Below are 16858 nucleotides of genomic sequence, written 5' to 3' on the forward strand. Positions count from 1 at the left end.
AAAAGTTGCGCCGGATCAGATTTCAATGGCGTCTTTGTCCACAACATTGGCGACTAATGCCTTGGTAGAAGGGCAGGGCGGGCGCGTTGCGTTGATCTACATCGGATTCAAAGACGGCGACCTTGAAAAGCACGGTTTGAAGGACGCGTTAAAAGGGGACCCGGCCCTGGTTATGTCTGGTGGGCATTCCCATTCTGGCAGCGAAGCTGCGCCATTGGATATTGCCGCGCTGGAGCAATTTTTAGGCTCTCATAAGGGCATTTCAGGCTTTGCCATAGCCGCTCAGTTTGCCACACGAAATCCCGCGCACGAGTTGGAAGCCGCACGGATCGTTTCGGAAAGAACCGGGGCTCCGGTCACATGTTCGCATCACTTGTCGGCAAAGCTGAACGGGCCGAAACGCGCCGTGACGGCCGTGTTGAATGCACGGCTGATCGGGATGATCGACCGTTTGATCGGGCGGGCGCAGGACCGGCTGCGCGAGTTGGGGATTATGGCGCCGATGATGGTTGTGCGCGGTGATGGGGCGTTGATGAGTGCTGAACAGGCGCGTGAACGCCCTATTGAAACGATCCTGAGCGGACCTGCCGCGTCAATTGTCGGCGCGCGCTGGTTGACCGGCGCAGAGAATGCGTTGGTGTCGGATATTGGAGGTACGACAACTGACGTGGCGTTGATCCGTGACGGCAAGCCCGCGATCGACTCGGCCGGGGCACAAGTAGGCGGGTTCCGCACCATGGTCGAGGCAGTTGCGATGCGCACCCATGGCCTTGGAGGTGACAGTCAGGTGCATGTCGTGACCGAGGGATTGCAGGGCGGTGTGTTTCTGGGGCCGCGCCGCGTTCTTCCGGTATCCTTGATCGCTTCGGAAGCGCCCGAGATCGTTCATGCCATTCTGGATGAGCAATTGCGGGCCACGACGGTGGGTGAGCACGATACGCGCTTTGCCCGTCGCGTGCCGGGAATACATGACGACGGTATAGATGTTCGCGAAGAAGCCCTGCTAGACCGGTTGGGAGATCAGGTTCTGCCGATTGGTTCCTTGCTTCGGTCCCGAATGGAGAGCGGTGCATTGACCCGGTTGGTGGACCGCGGGATCATTCAGATCTCGGGCGTGACGCCGTCGGATGCCAGCCATGTACTGGGGCGGGTGGATGCCTGGGATGCGGACGCCGCCCGTAAGGCACTTGAACTGGTCGCACGCAAACGGGTCGGGTCCGGGGACATGTTGGCAAATTCCGCCGAAGCGCTGGCGCAGATGATCGTGGACCAGTTGACAGAACAAACCAGTTTGACCTTGTTAGAGGCGGCTTTTGATGAGGAACCGGACAGTTTCGGGCTGCCGTCACAGGAGCTGGCGCGGCATATCCTGACACAGCGCGGATTGGCGCAGCATCGCGGTTTGTTGTCGCTGACTGCAGCCTTGAACGTTGATGTTGTGGGGCTTGGAGCGTCAGCCCCCAGCTATTACCCGGCGGTCGGTGAACGGCTGCACTGCCGAATGATCCTGCCAGAACATGCGGGTGTAGCCAATGCGATTGGCGCCGTCGTGGGGCGGGTGACCTTACGGCGATCGGGCACGGTGACAAGTCCCGCCGAAGGGCGGTATCGTGTACATCTCGAGGGCGGGCCCAAGGATTTTTCCGCATCAGAAGATGCGCTGGCTTTGCTGGAAAATGTTCTGAGGTCGGAAGCTGAAGGCGCGGTGCGCGAAGCTGGTGCAGAAGATATCCGCGTGATTGTGGATCGCGACATCAAAACCGCGCGGGTCGAGGCCAATGATGTGTTTGTCGAGGCAATGATCACGGTCGAGGCTAGCGGGCGACCGCGGGTTGCGGCGGGCTAGCCCCTCTGACTTGTCCAGAGGGGCCGGGCAGGTGGTGCTTTATTCTGCGGCGCTGGCGCGTTCGGGAAGAACCCAGTCCTGGCGTGGGAAGTGGCAGGTATATCCGTTCGGGATGCGTTCAAGATAATCCTGATGCTCGGGTTCGGCCTCCCAGAAATCGCCGACGGGTTCGACTTCGGTTACGACTTTTCCCGGCCACAAGCCGCTGGCATTCACGTCTGCGATAGTATCCAGGGCGGTTGCTCTTTGGGCTTCGTCGACGTGGTAAATCGCTGAACGATAGCTCATTCCTCGGTCGTTGCCCTGCCGATTGACAGTGGTCGGGTCGTGAATCTGGAAGAAAAATTCCAGCAGGTCGCGGTAACTGATCAGCGATGGGTCAAACCAGATCTCGATCCCTTCGGCGTGGGTGCCGTGGTTGCGATAGGTGGCGTTGGGCACATCGCCTCCGGTGTAGCCCACCCGGGTCCGCAAGACGCCTGGCAGCTTGCGGATCAGGTCCTGCATACCCCAAAAGCAGCCTCCGGCCAGTACAGCACGTTGTTCAGTCATTGGATTTCCTCCACGTGGATCAGGAATTCGGCGTAACCTTCAGCCTCCATCTCATCCCGATGGATGAACCTGAGCGAGGCCGAGTTGATGCAATATCGCAGGCCGCCATGTTCTCGCGGGCCGTCGGGGAAGACATGCCCCAGATGGCTGTCGCCGTGTTTCGAGCGAACCTCGGTCCGGATCATACCATGTGTTGTGTCGCGATACTCTTCCACATGCTCGTGGACGATAGGTTTGGTGAAGCTGGGCCAGCCACATCCGGATTCGTATTTGTGGGTCGAAGCAAACAGCGGCTCGCCTGACACGATGTCCACGTAGATGCCCGGTTCCTTGTTCCCCAAATACTTGCCCGTCCCCGGCCGTTCGGTGCCGTTGCGTTGGGTGACGTGAAATTCTTCGGGCGAAAGTGCCGCAATAACCGTGGGGTCTTTGGTGTAACGTGTCATGGATCCTCCGGCTGATTTGACGGTTGTGCCATTATCTGGGGGCTGCCGACTAGAAAGCAAAGCGATATTTCAAACAGCTCTCACAGACGTGCAGTCGGTCAGACGCAAACAGATAGGCCCTTGTGTTAGGCCGAAGTCGTTTTGCCGGCAGGTTGGCGTGACAGTTGAACAGCAAGAATACCCAATGTCGTGACTGTAACGCCAATTGCGTCCATCGCGCCCAGTTTCTCGCCCAACAATATGGCCGCAATCGTGACACCGAATACCGGGTTCAAAAAGTGGAACGTGGCTGCGCGGATCGCGCCGATGCGATCCAGAAGAAGGAACCAGATCAGCGTGGCCAGCAACCCAGGAAACAGGGTTGTGTAGGTGAACGCCAATGCCAGTGGCAGCGTCGGGTGGATGTAAATGGTCTCAAAGATCGGCGCGGCCACGAACAACGTCGCTGAGCCTACAAGCATCTGCAGACCCACGACCATCATGAAGTTACCGCCCGAAGTCGCGCCGCGAACCGCGAGGGTGGCAAAGGTCAGCGCCAAAGCTCCGATGCCGCACAACGCGATGCCGAACATGTCGACACCAGAACTGATCCGGCTGCTCATGATCAGGGCGACGCCGGTGAATCCGGCAAACAATCCCAAAACTCCGAGAGGGCGCAGTTTCTCGCCAAAAATCAGCCACCCTGCCAGCGCCACCAGCAAGGGCATTGTGGACGCGATAATCGCCGCAACCGAAGCCTCGACCGTTTGCATCGCGTAAAAATTCAGACCCAAATACAGGGCATTTTGGCAGATACCGAAAAGAATTGTCGCCCGCCACTGGTTCCGGGTCAGGTGCCAGCTTTGCCCCATCGCCCGGGCAATCAGAACCCCCAAAACCCCTGAGATCAAAAACCGCAGGGCTAGCGAAAACAAAGGAGAGGCGTCTGCCACGATGATCCGCGCCGAGGTAAAGGCAGACGACCAGATCAGGGCAAATGTCAGCCCCATGGCTATGGCGCGCAGATCCATGGAGACCCCCTGTCACTTTGCGCGGACTGTCCCCGATTTTGTGATGGGTCGCAAGCGCTGCGCGTTAAAAAAGACACATCCGTGATGCAACGAAAGTCACGAGGATGTTTTTATTGATTGACTGAACAATTAAAGTTATCGGCTCCGGGATCTGACATATCAAGGGAGGGTTGTCGGTGCTTCTGGAGTACATTCTATCTTTTGGCGTCCTGCTGGCATTGGGCTTGGTCGCGTTCTTTGTCGTGAAGTGGTGGAACCTGCGATGCGTTGGCGTGACACCTGTTCACCTTTTCACGTTCATCGCGATCCTGTTTACGTCTGGTCTGGATGTTGGCCTGATCATGTTCCCGCTGACAGAATTTGGTGGGTATGCCGAAGATCCGGCCTATGCCTTTGCCAACCCGCTGGCGATCGAATTCGGTTTCTGGGGGTTTCTGATCTGGGCGTTTTACTTCCTGACGGCCTTCTATTTCTGCGTGATCGAACCCCGCGTGAACTTCTTTGAGATTCCGCTGGTCAAGCTGATCAACAACGTCGTCATCATCGGTACCTGCGCCTTTACCGCCAGCCTGTTCCTGATCTACCTGCCTGGCTACCTGCCAGAGGTCGGAGATGGCGAATCTGTTGTTACCACCTTCTACGTCATCGTGTTTGTGGTCATTCTGGCGGCGGCGTACTCATCGACCGACCTGAAATATGTGCGCATCCTGTCGGTCGGTTCGACCTTCCTGTTCCTTGCGCTGATTCTGGGTATGTGGGCGGCAGCTGGCATGGGAATGACCGGGTTTATCGAAACCGGAAGTAACATTGGCGCCTATTTCACCAATGTGCACAAGTTTGTCCTGCCGTTGACCGATTATCATGCCTTCTACCTGTTCTGGTGGTTTGCGTGGTCAATCATGATTGGCCAGTTTACTTCGCGCTTTGTGGGCGGGTTAAAGACCTGGCAGCTGCTGGCGGCGTTGTTGATCTTCCCGTCCATCCCGCTGGGGATCTGGTTCACCGTTCTCTACTACTATCACCTGAACGGTATCAGCACCGCAGGCATCACCAATATCGCGATGGTAATCGTGGGTGTGACCTTTGTGATCAATTCGCTGGACTCGCTGATTAGGCTCTATACGGACAACCTGAACATGACCGCCGAACGGTTTGGCAAGGCGGCCTATGTCGCTGGCAACGTCGCGCTGCTGTTTGTCCTGACCCTGCTGTTCCAGAGTCAGTGGTTGCAAATCCAGTGGATCGGAGCCGTCGTAGTCGGTCTCTACCTGGCTTGCGTGGCCTATATCCTTGTCACCAAACGCAAAGAGGTGATGATTATCGACGCTATGCCGGAAGACCGTGATCTGGACTTCCACAAGGTTGAGACAATTCACTGATTGCTTGAATCTAGTGTACCAAAAGCGGGTCTCGACATCGGGGCCCGCAACTCTTTTTAGAGGCTGCCCGATCCGGTCCTCATTCCTTGTCGTTCACTTCAGTTCGTGTCGAGACGATATTTGAGGAAGCTGTGGCCAGCGTAGTCTACTTGCCCAACAAAATACGCGCCGAGTTTGGTCATTGCGTGCAGTTTCGTGCGCGAAGGTGGCAGCAAGAATGTCACGAACGGAATACGATTGTCCTGCTTTGCGAACGCGATAGCCTGACGTGCAATTTTGGCACCCAGTCCAAATGCACTGGGTTTCAAGACCAGTCCGAAATCCCACTCTTCACCTTCTTTTTGAAAACCACCCCATCCCACATATTGTCCGCGGTGCAATATTGCCCAATGACCAAGGCCGTCCCGCGCCCAACACGACTCTTTCGCGCGAATGAAACTGGCGACTGTTTCCTCATCCCAGTCCTGCGTTAGGAGAGGCATGTGTTCGGCAAGAATTGGATTTCTCATATGCACCAGTATCTCAGGCGCTGAGACGAGGGGCAGTCGCGTGAAGGTAATATCCTGTTCCATAGAACTGGGATTTAGCGGGCCAAGCAGGAAATCAAAGGGTTGTCCTTTAAATTCGTGCCCGGGACATCCAGTGTTGGATTGTAGCCTTTAGTTACAGCCTAATATCTTATGATATAGTTGCGCAGGCCGTAGGACGTAAAGTTTAGGCACAAAAAAGGGGCCGCGTAACCGCCACCCCTTTACATGGTTCCAAGCGCTTTGGATCAGCCGTTCACGCTGTCTTTCAGTGCTTTCGCGATGGTCATTTTAACAACCTTGTCGGCTTCTTTGGTGAAGGTTTCACCGGTTGCCGGGTTGCGGACCTGACGCTCGGGGCGTTCGCGGCAGTAGATTTTGCCAACGCCAGGCAGGGTTACTGCACCACCTGCGGAAACTTCGCGCGTGATCAGGCCGGTGATGGCCTCCAGCGCAGAGTTCGCGGATTTCTTATCGGTTCCCATTTCCTCAGCGAGAGCAGCAACCAGCTGAGTCTTTGTCATAGGTTTTGCCATTTCTTGGTCTCCTTAACGTGCCCGATCTATAGGGCCTCACCGCGTAACTGTAACGGGATATTGTGATCAAACACAACGAGTAGTAGCGTAAAAACCCCTAAAAATATGGGGAAAACGTTGCTTTTTTGCGTCAGAGGAAGGCAGTTTCGTCGAAGGAACGCAATTTCCGGCTGTGCAGACGCTCTAACGGCATGCCGCGCAGGTGTTCCATGGCGCGTATCCCGATCATCAAATGACGGCTGACCTGGGTGGTATAAAAGGACGACGCCATGCCCGGCAGCTTCAGTTCACCGTGCAGGGGTTTGTCCGACACGCACAGCAAAGTGCCGTAAGGAACGCGGAAGCGATAGCCGTTCGCGGCGATAGTGGCGCTTTCCATATCCAGCGCGATCGCCCGCGACTGGCTGAGGCGCTGAACCGGCCCGGTTTGATCGCGCAGTTCCCAGTTGCGATTGTCAACCGATGCAACTGTTCCTGTCCGCATGATCCGCTTCAGTTCATACCCTTCCAACTCGGTCACCTCGGCCACGGCGCGTTCCAGCGCGACCTGAACCTCGGCCAGGGGCGGGATGGGCACCCAGACCGGCAGGTCATCATCCAGAACCTTGTCATCCCGTAGATATGCATGGGCCAGAACGAAATCGCCCAATGCCTGTGTGTTGCGCAGCCCGGCGCAATGGCCAACCATCAGCCACGCGTGCGGGCGCAGAACCGCGATATGGTCGGTCGCTGTTTTGGCATTCGACGGGCCGACACCGATGTTCACCAAAGTAAGACCCGAACCATCTTCACGCTTCAGGTGATAGGTTGGCATCTGGGGCAGTTTCAACGGCTGCTCGATTTCTGCGTCCGGCTGCGTGATCTCGACATTCCCGGTCGAGACAAAACTGGTGTACCCGCTACTGGGATCAGCCAACTGCTCGCGGGCGTAGTTTTCGAATTCCGAAACATAGAACTGATAGTTCGTGAACAGAACGTGGTTCTGAAAATGCCGGGCATCTGTCGCTGTGTAATGTGCCAGTCGCGCAAGTGAATAATCGACGCGCTGGGCAGTAAACAATGACAAGGGGCCGACGGCGTCTTCATTTTCATGCACACCGTTAACGATGTCATCATTCGTGGTCGTCAGATCCGGCACGTCAAACACGTCACGCAGGGTGAAAGCAGCCGCACCCTGATGCGGCACAACCAGATCTGATGTATGCGCCACGGCAAAATGCACCGGAATCGGTGTGTCCGATGCTGCAATCGTCACCGGTTGGTCGTGGTTCTTGATCAACAGGGCAATCTGCTGGGTCAGGTAGGAGCGGAATAAATCCGGGCGCGTTACGGTTGTAGCGTGAACACCGGGCTCCGCCACATGCCCAAAACTCAGGCGGCTGTCGACTTGAGCATAAGTCGACGTCTTTATGCGAATCTCGGGGTAATAGGCCCGATATCTGGCGGTTGGTGCTCCATTTTGCAGCACCTTCGAGAAGCTGTCGCACAGAAATTCCGTTGCTTGAGTGTAAAGCTCCTCCAGTCGCGCAACTGCGGCTGCGGGATCGGTGAATTGTTTTGGCGAAAGGGCTTCAGGTGTCAGGAGTGTCGTCATGCCAAAGGTTCCAGAAGATCAATTTTTTCGAATGTGCGCACGTCAACCAGCCCGAGATCAGAGATCCTGAGTTCCGGTATGACGACCAACGCCAGCAGCGAATGTTGCATATACGCGTTGTTCAGATTGCAGCCACATTCCTGCATGGCCTGAACCATCCTGTCCGCCTTGGCCGCAACTTCGGCGGCCGGGCTGTCGGACATCAGACCGGCAATGGGAAGTTCGACCATCGCCAGTTCCTGGCCGTCCCTAAAGATCGTGATGCCGCCACCCACTTCGGCCAGTCGATTCGCGGCCAGCGCCATTTGTTCACGGTCGGTACCGACGACGATCATGTGGTGACTGTCATGTGCCACGGTCGAGGCCATGGCCATTTTCCCCTGATATCCAAACCCCGAGACAAAGGCGTTGGTGACGCCCCCTGTCGCCCGGTGTCGTTCGACCAGTGAGATCTGACATACGTCTCCTTCACCTTCAACAAGCCCGCCAATAATCGGCAATTCGGCTTTCAGCGCTTTTGTGGGTGCCTGGTTTTCTACCACGCCAATGACGTTGGCCCTTACCTTGTTTGCGCCCTTCGGTGCCGCGATCTCAAAATCGGTCGAGGTCAGTGCGTGCTTCAGATGAACGGTGCGACGTGCCTTGTCGGGCCAGTTCAGATGGGGGCAATCAACCTTGATCACCCCGTGTTCCGCAACAACCTGTCCGCGCGCTATGACCAGTTCGATCGGCAATTCAGTCAGGTCAGAGCTGAGGATGATATCCGCCCGTCGTCCCGGCGTGACCGATCCGATCTCGCGTTCCAGACCGAAATGCGTGGCGGTGTTGATCGTCGCCATCTGCAGGGCCACAAGCGGGTCACAACCACAGTCAATCGCGTGGCGCACGACGCGGTTCATATGCCCATCGTTGACCAGCGTGGCAGAGTGGCAGTCATCCGTGCACAGGATGAAATTGCGCGCATCCAGACCTTTTTCGGTGACTGCGGTAATCTGGCTTTCAATGTCATACCAGGCCGAGCCCAACCGCATCATCGACCGCATTCCCTGACGGACCCGTGCGATGGCATCCGCTTCGCAGGTGCCTTCGTGGTCATCGGCAGGTCCACCAGCCACATAAGCCGCGAAATCAGGCCCTAAATCAGGGGATGCGTAATGCCCGCCGACGACCTTGCCTGCCCGCTGCGTGGCCGCAATCTCGGCCAGCATTTTGGAATCTCCGTGAATCACGCCGGGGAAGTTCATCATTTCCCCCAAGCCGATGATCCCGGGCCAGTTCATCGCCTCGGCCACGTCTTCGGGGGTGATTTCATATCCTGTCGTCTCTAGCCCCGGCGCAGAGGGCGCGCAGGACGGCATCTGAGTGAAGATGTTGACCGGCTGCATCATTGCTTCATCATGCATCATGCGCACACCGTCCAGCCCCAACACATTGGCGATCTCGTGCGGGTCGGTGAACATACTGGTTGTGCCATGGGGGATCACAGCGCGGGCAAACTCGGCGGGGGTCAGCATCCCCGATTCGATGTGCATATGCGCGTCGCACAAGCCGGGCAGGATAAAGCGGCCTTGCGCGTCGATAACCTGTGTCTCTGGTCCGGTACAATGCGAGGCGTCTGGACCGACAAATGCAATACGGCCTGCCGCGATTGCAACTGAATGGTTCGGCAGCAGTTCGCGGCTGTGCACATTTACCCAAGTCCCACCCTTTATTACCGTGTCTGCTGCCTCACGTCCGGCAGCAACTGCGATCAATCTGGGGGCGACATCGGGCCAAGTTGGGAAGGGTGTGTTTTCCATGGCTCAACTTTCACGAATGCGCGCGCGGGTGCAACCCCGGTTCTTCACTACGGTCGGCGGATCACAATCCTGCAAATCTGCCCAACCCGGCCATCGAAAGCTGACATGGGCGCCGACAGCGCCCAAGAACTCGTCCGAGTTTACGTTTCGGACCCAAATTCTCGCCGTATCCAGTTCGCAAACGTGACCGCCCCGGGCGTATCCTCAGCCTGCGGGGAGAGCAGCAGATAATACGCCTCAGGCATCGGGGCGCGATGCTCAAATGGTGCGACCAGTCGTCCCTGATCGATCAGGTGACCCGCGATGGTATCATGGGCCAGGCACAGGCCACCTCCGGCCATCGCGGCTGATAAACAAACCAGATAGGTTGTCGCATAGGTAATAGGCGGATTCTGCCAATTCAGAGCCTGATCTTCCGCCCATGTCGCCCAGTTGGTCAACAGGTTGGAACAGTCGAACAGAGGTTTTTCCTGAAGGTCTTGCAGGCACACCTGATATCCCGGCGCGCAGACGGGGTAGTAATATTCAGAGCGCAGCATTTCTGTCCGGGTTGTATCTGAGGGTCGAAGGGAAAACCTGATCTCGACCGCTGCGCCTTCGGCCATCTCGCGCGGTTCCCACAGCTCGGTGAAGATGTTCAGCTGAACATCCGGGTGTTCAGCCCGAAATAACGGAAGGCGCGGGGCCAGCCAGTTCACGGCGAAACTGATGTTGCACTGCACCTGGACCGCATTCTGTTGCGCGCCAGTTACCGCCTGAGTGCCCCGTATCAGCGTCCGAAACGCCTCGCGCACCACCGGCAAATAGGTGATCCCGGCCTCTGTCAGCTCAAGCGCCTTCGGGCGTCGCAGGAACAATGGCTGACCCAGGTGACCTTCCAGCGATTTGATCTGCTGACTAACCGCACTTTGCGTCATGTTCAGATCCCGCGCCGCGTCAGTGAATGACAGGTGGCGGGCTGCGGCTTCGAATGTGCGCAGCCAGCCAAGCGGGGGAAGCTTGTTTTGCATCGGCATAACTCCGGCATAAGTTCAGCTAATGGGATAGTTGCGTTTTTTTCGTTGGTCAAATTGCCGGACCAAATGCAGGCTTTGGTCATTCGAAGATATCAAAGGACGCATCACATGAGTCTCACCAACCTTCGTCCCAACATCGATCATTGGTCAGAACGTGTGGACATGGCCGCAACCTTTCGCTGGACAGCCCGGCTGAATATGCATGAAGCCGTTGCCAACCATTTCAGTCTTGCTGTGAACAAAGACGGGACGCAGTTCCTTATGAACCCCAATCAGGCGCATTTCTCGCGTATTCGCGCGTCTGATCTGTTGTTGTTGGACGCCAACGATCCGGATGTGATGTCCCAACCCGGTGCACCTGATCCCACGGCCTGGGGCCTGCACGGTTCGATCCATCGCCACTGCCCGCACGCGCGTTGCGTCATGCATGTGCATTCGATTTTCGCAACTGTTCTGGCCTCACTGGCCGACAGTACGCTTCCGCCAATCGATCAGAACACCGCGACCTTCTACAACCGCTACGTTGTTGACGAAGAATTTGGCGGGTTGGCTTTTGAAAGCGAAGGCGAGCGGTGCGCCGGGATGCTGGCTGATCCGAAGAAGAAGGTCATGATCATGGGCAACCACGGGGTTCTGATTACGGGCAGTGACCCTGCAGATACCTTTAACAGGCTCTACTATTTCGAGCGCGCTGCCGAAACATACATCCGGGCACTGCAAACAGGCCTGCCCCTGCGGGTGCTGTCGGATGAGATTGCAGAGAAAACAGCGCAGGAACTGGACGACTACCCCGATCAGGCGGAAGCGCATCTTCGAGCGATCAAGGAAATACTTGATGCAGAAGGCTCGGATTACGCAACCTGAATGCAAGACAGAGTGACCGACATGCGAGATTCCAAGCAGGACCCCGAAGCTGCCCGCTGGCATTACCACCCCGACGGGCCAGTGGGTCTCAACCCGCTGTTCAGTTGGCCACCACGTCCGGCGGCCGTGCTGAAATGGTACAGCGGAGCGTGGTTGCAAATCACCGCCCTGACCCTGTGCATGACCTTGGCCGTCATCGCCTATGCGTTCTTTTTCCCTGCGTTAGAGACGATGAAAAGCTTTGCGCCCGGATGGATGTTTCGGATCTGGTTGCTGAACATGGTGCCGCAAACTCTGGTAGCAGGAAGCCTGCACTGGTGGCTGTACATGCGCAAAGGGCAGGGGATGTACAAAAAGTTTGATCGCAGGGACCTGACACGGGACAACGGAACATTCACATTCCGCAATCAGGTCTGGGATAACATTTGGTGGACGCTGGGCAGCGCCATGACGGTGGCGACCATTTACCAGTGGGTCATCTTTTGGTCGATGGCAAATGGCTGGGTTCCGACGATTACCTGGGCCAGCTCGCAGGTGTGGTTCGTGGTTTGGATGTTGTTTATTCCCATGTGGTCCGGTCTGCATTTTTACTGGGTGCACCGGCTGGAACATCATCCCAGGCTTTATAAACATGTGCACGCGGTCCATCACCGTAATGTCAATACCGGGCCATGGTCAGGGATTTCGAATCACTGGTATGAAAACATTCTGTATTTCACGACGTATTTCATCCACCTGATCGTGCCTTCCCATCCGCTGCATGTGTTGTTTCACAGCTCGTTCCAGCAGGTCAGCCCGATACTGTCCCATTCTGGGTTCGAGAAGCTAAAGGCCGGTGAGACCGAAGCCGCGCGGGCGGGCGATTTTTTTCACCAGCTCCACCACAGGTATTTCGAGTGCAACTACGGCACATCCGAAATTCCGTTCGACAAGTGGTTTGGCACCTATCACGATGGCTCAGCCGAGGCGACGACACGCACGAGGGCCTACAAAAAGCAGATGTACACCTGAAGTGGCTGGTTCTGTCCGGGGACTAAACCCGTTCGAACAATGCAATGAAGGCCGTGTCATCCTTATTGGGTCCTGCAGCAAGATCGCCATAGATGCGAACCTCGGGCAGGGTCAGGTTGCGGATCTGGTCCTGTTCCAGTTCGTGCAGCTTGCCCTTGAAGCCCATCTTTTCGAAATGGCGGGCGTTTATTGACAGGGCGAACGTAGCGCCTGACCGTGCGACGCGAAGCAGCGCAGGCAACACTTCGGGACCCAGATGACCGTGTGTGAACGTGCCAGATGACACGATGCCGGAATAGCTGTCTGGCGGAACCGGGATGCCATGGGTCAGGTCAGCCTCGATCGCGTCCCGGTAGATATCCTTGCGCATAGCCTGTTCCAGCATCTCTGAACTGATATCCGTGGCATCAATCGGCCCAACACCAAGCCCAGACAACACCGCGCCGCACAGGCCCGTTCCCGCACCGACATCCAGAACCGGCCCCTGACCGCCCGCGCCCACAAACGCCCGCGCGGTATGGATATGAAGCTGATAATCCTCACGCGCGGCAAAGCTGTCGTCATAGTCCCCGGCCCATTCCGCATAAAGGCGTTTGTTATCGTCCGGAGAGCTCAGCGCGTAGGCAGAATGCAGGTCTGGTTTCTTTTTGCTCATATCCACAGAAAGGCGCATCAGAAGATTCGATTCAAGTGCGTCCATGCGGCGCTTGCATCCCGATGCGCTGAAGCCCATCAACGGTGCATGACCAAGACACTCTTCTCATTTGGCCACGGCTATTCTGCGCAGGCCCTTTCCCGAGTTCTTGCCCCGAAAGGCTGGCAGATCTTTGGCACCACACGAGATAGCGAAGGCACTGATGCAATACGTGCCTCTGGCGCGGACCCGCTGATCTGGCCCGGTGAGGTCCCAAATTTGGGTGGGGTAACGCATTTGCTGATCTCGACAGCACCGGGCGAGGCGGGCGATCCGGTACTGGCGGCGCTGGGCGACGAGATCCGAAAACGGGCAAGTCAGTTCACTTGGGTGGGTTATTTATCGACAACAGCTGTTTATGGCGATCACCAGGGCGGCTGGGTTGACGAAGACACCCCGCCAACACCGACCGCCAAGCGTGGAAAGTGGCGCATGCTGGCTGAAGAGCAATGGGCGGCCGTGCCGGACCTGCCTGTTCACATCTTCCGTCTGGCAGGGATATACGGCCCGGGTCGTGGGCCGTTCTCCAAGCTCACACGCGGCGGGCTGCGGCGCATCATCAAGCCGGGGCAAGTGTTTTCGCGCATCCACGTGGATGACATTGCGCAGGTTCTGCAAGCCTCGATGACAAGGCCGAATCCGGGCAGTGTATATAACGTATGCGACGATGAGCCTGTCCCGCCACAGGATGTCATCGGGTATGCCGCCGAGTTGCAGGGGCTTCCTCTGCCCCCGGCGGTTTCATTTGACGAAGCTGACCTGACACCAATGGCGCGCAGTTTTTATAACGAGAACAAACGCGTCCGAAACGACCGGATCAAGGATGAGTTGGGTGTCGAATTGATCTACCCGAACTACCGGGTGGGGTTGGAGGCGCTGATGAAGGACCGGTAGGTTCTTTACTGCGCGGCTGCCTTAATCATGTCCGAGGCTTTTTCCGCGATCATTATTGTTGGCGCGTTTGTGTTTCCCGACACCAGCGTTGGCATCACCGACGCATCAACCACACGCAGCCCCTCAATCCCCCGCACCCGAAGTTCGGGATCCACAACAGCCAAATCGTCAGTACCCATCTTGCAGGTGCCGACCGGGTGATAGATCGTATCGGCGCGGGCGCGGATATGCCCCTCCCAATCGGCGTCAGATTTGGCCGTATCGGTTCCAAACATCTCTTTATGCCGATATTTGGCCAAAGCTGGCGCTTGCAGGATGTCTCGCGTCATTCGCGCGCCTTTGATCATGGTGTCCAGATCGCGTGCATCTGCAAGAAATCCCGGGTCGATGACAGGCATTGCCATTGGGTCGGCGCTGCTCAGGCCAACGGTTCCCCGGCTTTCCGGGCGAAGCTTGCAGATATGACAGCTGTACCCGTAACCGTAATGCAGTTTGCGGGCGTGATCATCGACCATTGCGATGGTGAAGTGTAGCTGAATATCCGGGCGCTCCAGCCCGGGTGCGGTTTTCAGGAACGCCGCCCCTTCGGCAAACGGTGTGGCCGCCATTGACACGCCGGTCTTGCGCCACTGATGGATGTGCTTCAACAGTCGCACCGCTGCTGTCGCGCCGATCCCAAAGTTGTTTGTGTCTTTGGTCCGGTAGGTCAGCGTAAAGTCGAGGTGGTCCTGCAGGTTTTGTCCCACACCCGGTAGTTCATGCAGAACAGCGACCCCGTGCGGTTCAAGATCAGCGCTTGCTCCAACCCCTGAGACTTGCAGCAGTTGCGGTGTTTTCAAAGCACCCGCGCATAACAGAATTTCGCGCGTGGCAGTAACGGTTGTGTCTGCCTCTTTGCCTTTGACCGTGCAAACAACGCCAGTTGCGCGCTTACCCTGAAAGACCAGCCTTTTCGCATGGGCATGTGTAATGACCGTCAGGTTCGGGCGGTTGGCAATCGGGAACAGGTAGCCCGCAGCCGCTGAGCACCGCTCTCCATTCTTTGCCGGATCATGAAACTGCGTTACCTGATACAGCCCGACACCTTCGTTATCGCCTCGGTTGAAATCTTCAGTGTGGCGATGTTGGAGTTGCTGTGCGGCTTCAATGAACGCGCGGGTGATCGGGCGAGGTTCTTTTTGCTGTGACACCTGTAACGGGCCCTTGTCGCCATGCCAGCTGTCCGCGCCAAGCTCATTGTTTTCGGACCGTTTGAAATACGGCAATACACTGTCCCAATCCCAGCCGTCGCAGCCCTGATCGGCCCACCCATCGTAATCCTGCCGTTGACCCCGGACATAAAGCATCGCGTTGATCGCGCTCGAACCACCCAGTGCTTTACCGCGGGGTTGATATCCCCGGCGTCCGTTCAACCCGCGTTGCGGTATGGTTTCAAAAGCCCAGTTGTTGATTTTGGGTCGTCCCGGAAGGGCTGCCACGACAGCTGCCGGCACCCTGACTGTCAGACCGTTTCCGTTCCCACCGGCTTCGAGTAGGCAAACGCGTGAAGCCGGGTTCTCGGTAAGGCGGTTTGCAAGAACGGATCCCGCCGACCCGCCGCCCACGATGATATAGTCGAACTGCATGTTGGCTTTCCTACTATCAGAACCATTTTGCGCCGGTCCGCTGTTCGCCATCCGAGCCAGGCTTTCCTGAGACTGCGTCAATTGAGTGAAAAAACAATTGTGACCTGAAGTCAGTTTTCGTGTGATCTTCGACATTCAGCGAAAGGGTGCGCCCGCGCCGATCGAAAGACTCAAGATAGATATCGATGTCGTTGTTTGCTGTCGGGGTCGACGATTCCAGCCAAAGTGCAGATTTCACCCTCTTCTTCTGATGATCCCTCACCTGAAATGGCCGACGAAAATCGCGAAACAACCACTAAGTAACTGATTTATTTTATTTAATTGAATTCGTTGTGAGAAATGTGAAGTTTTTTCAAAATGGGGGTTGCAGGTCGGAAGCCTAATCCGTAAATACCCCTTCACCGGCGCTGCTGAGGCGGTGCTGACGGGTCGGAGAGACGGCCTGACGGACTGGAAAGACGGTTGAGACGCTCAGGAGAGACTGGGGGCATCTTGTGTTGAGGTTTAGGCGGTTGCGCTAAGGGATTGGCGTTGCGGTCTGGTTTTTGGCTCTTGGTGTTTTGTTCTTTGACATTGATGGATAACTGAAGAGATATGTGGGCGGTTTGGTTCGTTTCGACGGATTGGATGTCTGTATATCGCGCTCTTAGGTATTTTTCGGAATGCCGATGATGGAGTGTCAGCTTCACTGTTTGTACGGCTTTCGGTTTCTTAGGAGACCTGAAGCACAGACAAACAGATGACTCTTGATTGTCCCTTGGCCTAGCCGGGTTGAGGGTATCGTTTGGTCAGCTCGAGTAGCTGCAGCGTAGCGTAAGCTACCTGTGCTCAAGTAGCCGAACAGGCGGTAGCACAATCAAGGATGTGCAGAGGTTCGAACGTCAAGGATAAGCAGGTAACTGCTTTTCAACTTGAGAGTTTGATCCTGGCTCAGAACGAACGCTGGCGGCAGGCCTAACACATGCAAGTCGAGCGCGCCTTTCGGGGTGAGCGGCGGACGGGTTAGTAACGCGTGGGAATATGCCCTTTGGTACGGAATAGCCTCTGGAAACGGAGAGTAATACC

15 protein-coding genes and 1 rRNA gene are annotated in these 16858 nt (G+C 56.6%); 6 read left to right on the forward strand and 10 right to left on the reverse strand.

What is annotated here, in order from left to right; all coding sequences use genetic code 11:
• The coding region (locus AC2FND_RS16285) for a hydantoinase/oxoprolinase family protein (RefSeq protein ID WP_496770879.1) at positions 1 to 1846 on the forward strand (1846 nt) is incomplete at its 5' end.
• A gap of 39 nt (positions 1847 to 1885) precedes the next feature.
• Here the strand turns inward: AC2FND_RS16285 and msrA are convergent.
• The 3 genes from msrA to AC2FND_RS16300 all read right to left on the reverse strand — a co-directional run bounded on the left by msrA (position 1886) and on the right by AC2FND_RS16300 (position 3854).
• Complete coding sequence (gene msrA, locus AC2FND_RS16290) at positions 1886 to 2398, reverse strand: peptide-methionine (S)-S-oxide reductase MsrA (RefSeq protein ID WP_496770880.1); 513 nt, start codon at positions 2396 to 2398, stop codon at positions 1886 to 1888.
• Complete coding sequence (gene msrB, locus AC2FND_RS16295) at positions 2395 to 2844, reverse strand: peptide-methionine (R)-S-oxide reductase MsrB (RefSeq protein WP_496770882.1); 450 nt, start codon at positions 2842 to 2844, stop codon at positions 2395 to 2397. Before msrB ends, msrA begins: the two co-directional genes overlap by 4 nt.
• Positions 2845 to 2969: 125 nt before the next feature.
• Positions 2970 to 3854 (reverse strand): DMT family transporter, encoded by an 885-nt coding sequence (locus AC2FND_RS16300; RefSeq protein ID WP_496770883.1) that lies wholly within the window; start codon positions 3852 to 3854, stop codon positions 2970 to 2972.
• Positions 3855 to 4036: 182 nt separating this feature from the next.
• Between AC2FND_RS16300 and AC2FND_RS16305 the strand changes: the two genes are divergently transcribed.
• A complete protein-coding gene (locus AC2FND_RS16305; RefSeq protein WP_496770894.1) occupies positions 4037 to 5233 on the forward strand; it encodes a BCCT family transporter in 1197 nt (398 codons plus the stop codon).
• A 98-nt stretch (positions 5234 to 5331) separates the two neighbouring features.
• Here the strand turns inward: AC2FND_RS16305 and AC2FND_RS16310 are convergent, their stop codons facing one another.
• The 5 genes from AC2FND_RS16310 to AC2FND_RS16330 all read right to left on the reverse strand — a co-directional run bounded on the left by AC2FND_RS16310 (position 5332) and on the right by AC2FND_RS16330 (position 10699).
• On the reverse strand, positions 5332 to 5805 hold the full coding sequence (locus tag AC2FND_RS16310) for a GNAT family N-acetyltransferase (RefSeq protein WP_496770884.1): 474 nt from the start codon (positions 5803 to 5805) through the stop codon (positions 5332 to 5334).
• Between the two features lie 203 nt (positions 5806 to 6008).
• Positions 6009 to 6296: an HU family DNA-binding protein gene (locus AC2FND_RS16315; RefSeq protein ID WP_117871130.1), complete on the reverse strand. Its 288-nt coding sequence runs from the start codon at positions 6294 to 6296 to the stop codon at positions 6009 to 6011.
• Positions 6297 to 6426: 130 nt separating this feature from the next.
• Positions 6427 to 7890 (reverse strand): AMP nucleosidase, encoded by a 1464-nt coding sequence (locus AC2FND_RS16320; protein ID WP_209598906.1) that lies wholly within the window; start codon positions 7888 to 7890, stop codon positions 6427 to 6429.
• Positions 7887 to 9689 carry an adenine deaminase gene (gene ade, locus AC2FND_RS16325; protein ID WP_496770886.1) on the reverse strand — a complete coding sequence of 601 codons (1803 nt, stop codon included), beginning with the start codon at positions 9687 to 9689 and terminating at the stop codon, positions 7887 to 7889. Before ade ends, AC2FND_RS16320 begins: the two co-directional genes overlap by 4 nt.
• A gap of 140 nt (positions 9690 to 9829) precedes the next feature.
• A complete protein-coding gene (locus AC2FND_RS16330) occupies positions 9830 to 10699 on the reverse strand; it encodes a LysR family transcriptional regulator (protein WP_209598904.1) in 870 nt (289 codons plus the stop codon).
• Positions 10700 to 10813: 114 nt separating this feature from the next.
• On the opposite strand from AC2FND_RS16330, the gene AC2FND_RS16335 reads away from it, so the two are divergent.
• Both AC2FND_RS16335 and AC2FND_RS16340 read left to right on the forward strand, forming a co-directional pair.
• On the forward strand, positions 10814 to 11569 hold the full coding sequence (locus tag AC2FND_RS16335; RefSeq protein WP_480898513.1) for a class II aldolase and adducin N-terminal domain-containing protein: 756 nt from the start codon (positions 10814 to 10816) through the stop codon (positions 11567 to 11569).
• Positions 11570 to 11590: 21 nt separating this feature from the next.
• Positions 11591 to 12580, forward strand: a complete 990-nt coding sequence (locus AC2FND_RS16340; RefSeq protein WP_496770888.1) for a sterol desaturase family protein — start codon at positions 11591 to 11593, stop codon at positions 12578 to 12580.
• Positions 12581 to 12602: 22 nt separating this feature from the next.
• Here the strand turns inward: AC2FND_RS16340 and AC2FND_RS16345 are convergent, their stop codons facing one another.
• Positions 12603 to 13235: a class I SAM-dependent DNA methyltransferase gene (locus AC2FND_RS16345; protein WP_394444574.1), complete on the reverse strand. Its 633-nt coding sequence runs from the start codon at positions 13233 to 13235 to the stop codon at positions 12603 to 12605.
• 87 nt (positions 13236 to 13322) lie between these two features.
• Here AC2FND_RS16345 and AC2FND_RS16350 point away from each other — a divergent pair, with 87 nt between their 5' ends.
• Positions 13323 to 14168 (forward strand): SDR family oxidoreductase, encoded by an 846-nt coding sequence (locus tag AC2FND_RS16350; RefSeq protein ID WP_496770890.1) that lies wholly within the window; start codon positions 13323 to 13325, stop codon positions 14166 to 14168.
• Between the two features lie 5 nt (positions 14169 to 14173).
• Here AC2FND_RS16350 and AC2FND_RS16355 read toward each other — a convergent pair whose 3' ends face one another.
• Positions 14174 to 15793, reverse strand: a complete 1620-nt coding sequence (locus AC2FND_RS16355; RefSeq protein ID WP_496770892.1) for a GMC family oxidoreductase — start codon at positions 15791 to 15793, stop codon at positions 14174 to 14176.
• A gap of 907 nt (positions 15794 to 16700) precedes the next feature.
• Here AC2FND_RS16355 and AC2FND_RS16360 point away from each other — a divergent pair.
• A 16S ribosomal RNA gene (locus AC2FND_RS16360) occupies positions 16701 to 16858 on the forward strand; the annotation flags it as partial.

The sequence above is a fragment of the Ruegeria sp. BHSB056 genome (assembly GCF_059613305.1).

Bases quoted from the DNA above. Each gene is read 5' to 3' on its own strand.
- AC2FND_RS16335 (WP_480898513.1), top strand. From the start codon at position 10,814: ATGAGTCTCACCAACCTTCGTCCCAACATCGATCATTGGTCAGAACGT.
- AC2FND_RS16345 (WP_394444574.1), bottom strand. From the start codon at position 13,235: ATGAGCAAAAAGAAACCAGACCTGCATTCTGCCTACGCGCTGAGCTCT.
- AC2FND_RS16315 (WP_117871130.1), bottom strand. From the start codon at position 6,296: ATGGCAAAACCTATGACAAAGACTCAGCTGGTTGCTGCTCTCGCTGAG.
- msrA (WP_496770880.1), bottom strand. From the start codon at position 2,398: ATGACTGAACAACGTGCTGTACTGGCCGGAGGCTGCTTTTGGGGTATG.
- ade (WP_496770886.1), bottom strand. From the start codon at position 9,689: ATGGAAAACACACCCTTCCCAACTTGGCCCGATGTCGCCCCCAGATTG.
- AC2FND_RS16350 (WP_496770890.1), top strand. From the start codon at position 13,323: ATGACCAAGACACTCTTCTCATTTGGCCACGGCTATTCTGCGCAGGCC.
- AC2FND_RS16340 (WP_496770888.1), top strand. From the start codon at position 11,591: ATGCGAGATTCCAAGCAGGACCCCGAAGCTGCCCGCTGGCATTACCAC.
- msrB (WP_496770882.1), bottom strand. From the start codon at position 2,844: ATGACACGTTACACCAAAGACCCCACGGTTATTGCGGCACTTTCGCCC.
- AC2FND_RS16310 (WP_496770884.1), bottom strand. From the start codon at position 5,805: ATGGAACAGGATATTACCTTCACGCGACTGCCCCTCGTCTCAGCGCCT.
- AC2FND_RS16330 (WP_209598904.1), bottom strand. From the start codon at position 10,699: ATGCAAAACAAGCTTCCCCCGCTTGGCTGGCTGCGCACATTCGAAGCC.
- AC2FND_RS16355 (WP_496770892.1), bottom strand. From the start codon at position 15,793: ATGCAGTTCGACTATATCATCGTGGGCGGCGGGTCGGCGGGATCCGTT.
- AC2FND_RS16320 (WP_209598906.1), bottom strand. From the start codon at position 7,890: ATGACGACACTCCTGACACCTGAAGCCCTTTCGCCAAAACAATTCACC.
- AC2FND_RS16300 (WP_496770883.1), bottom strand. From the start codon at position 3,854: ATGGATCTGCGCGCCATAGCCATGGGGCTGACATTTGCCCTGATCTGG.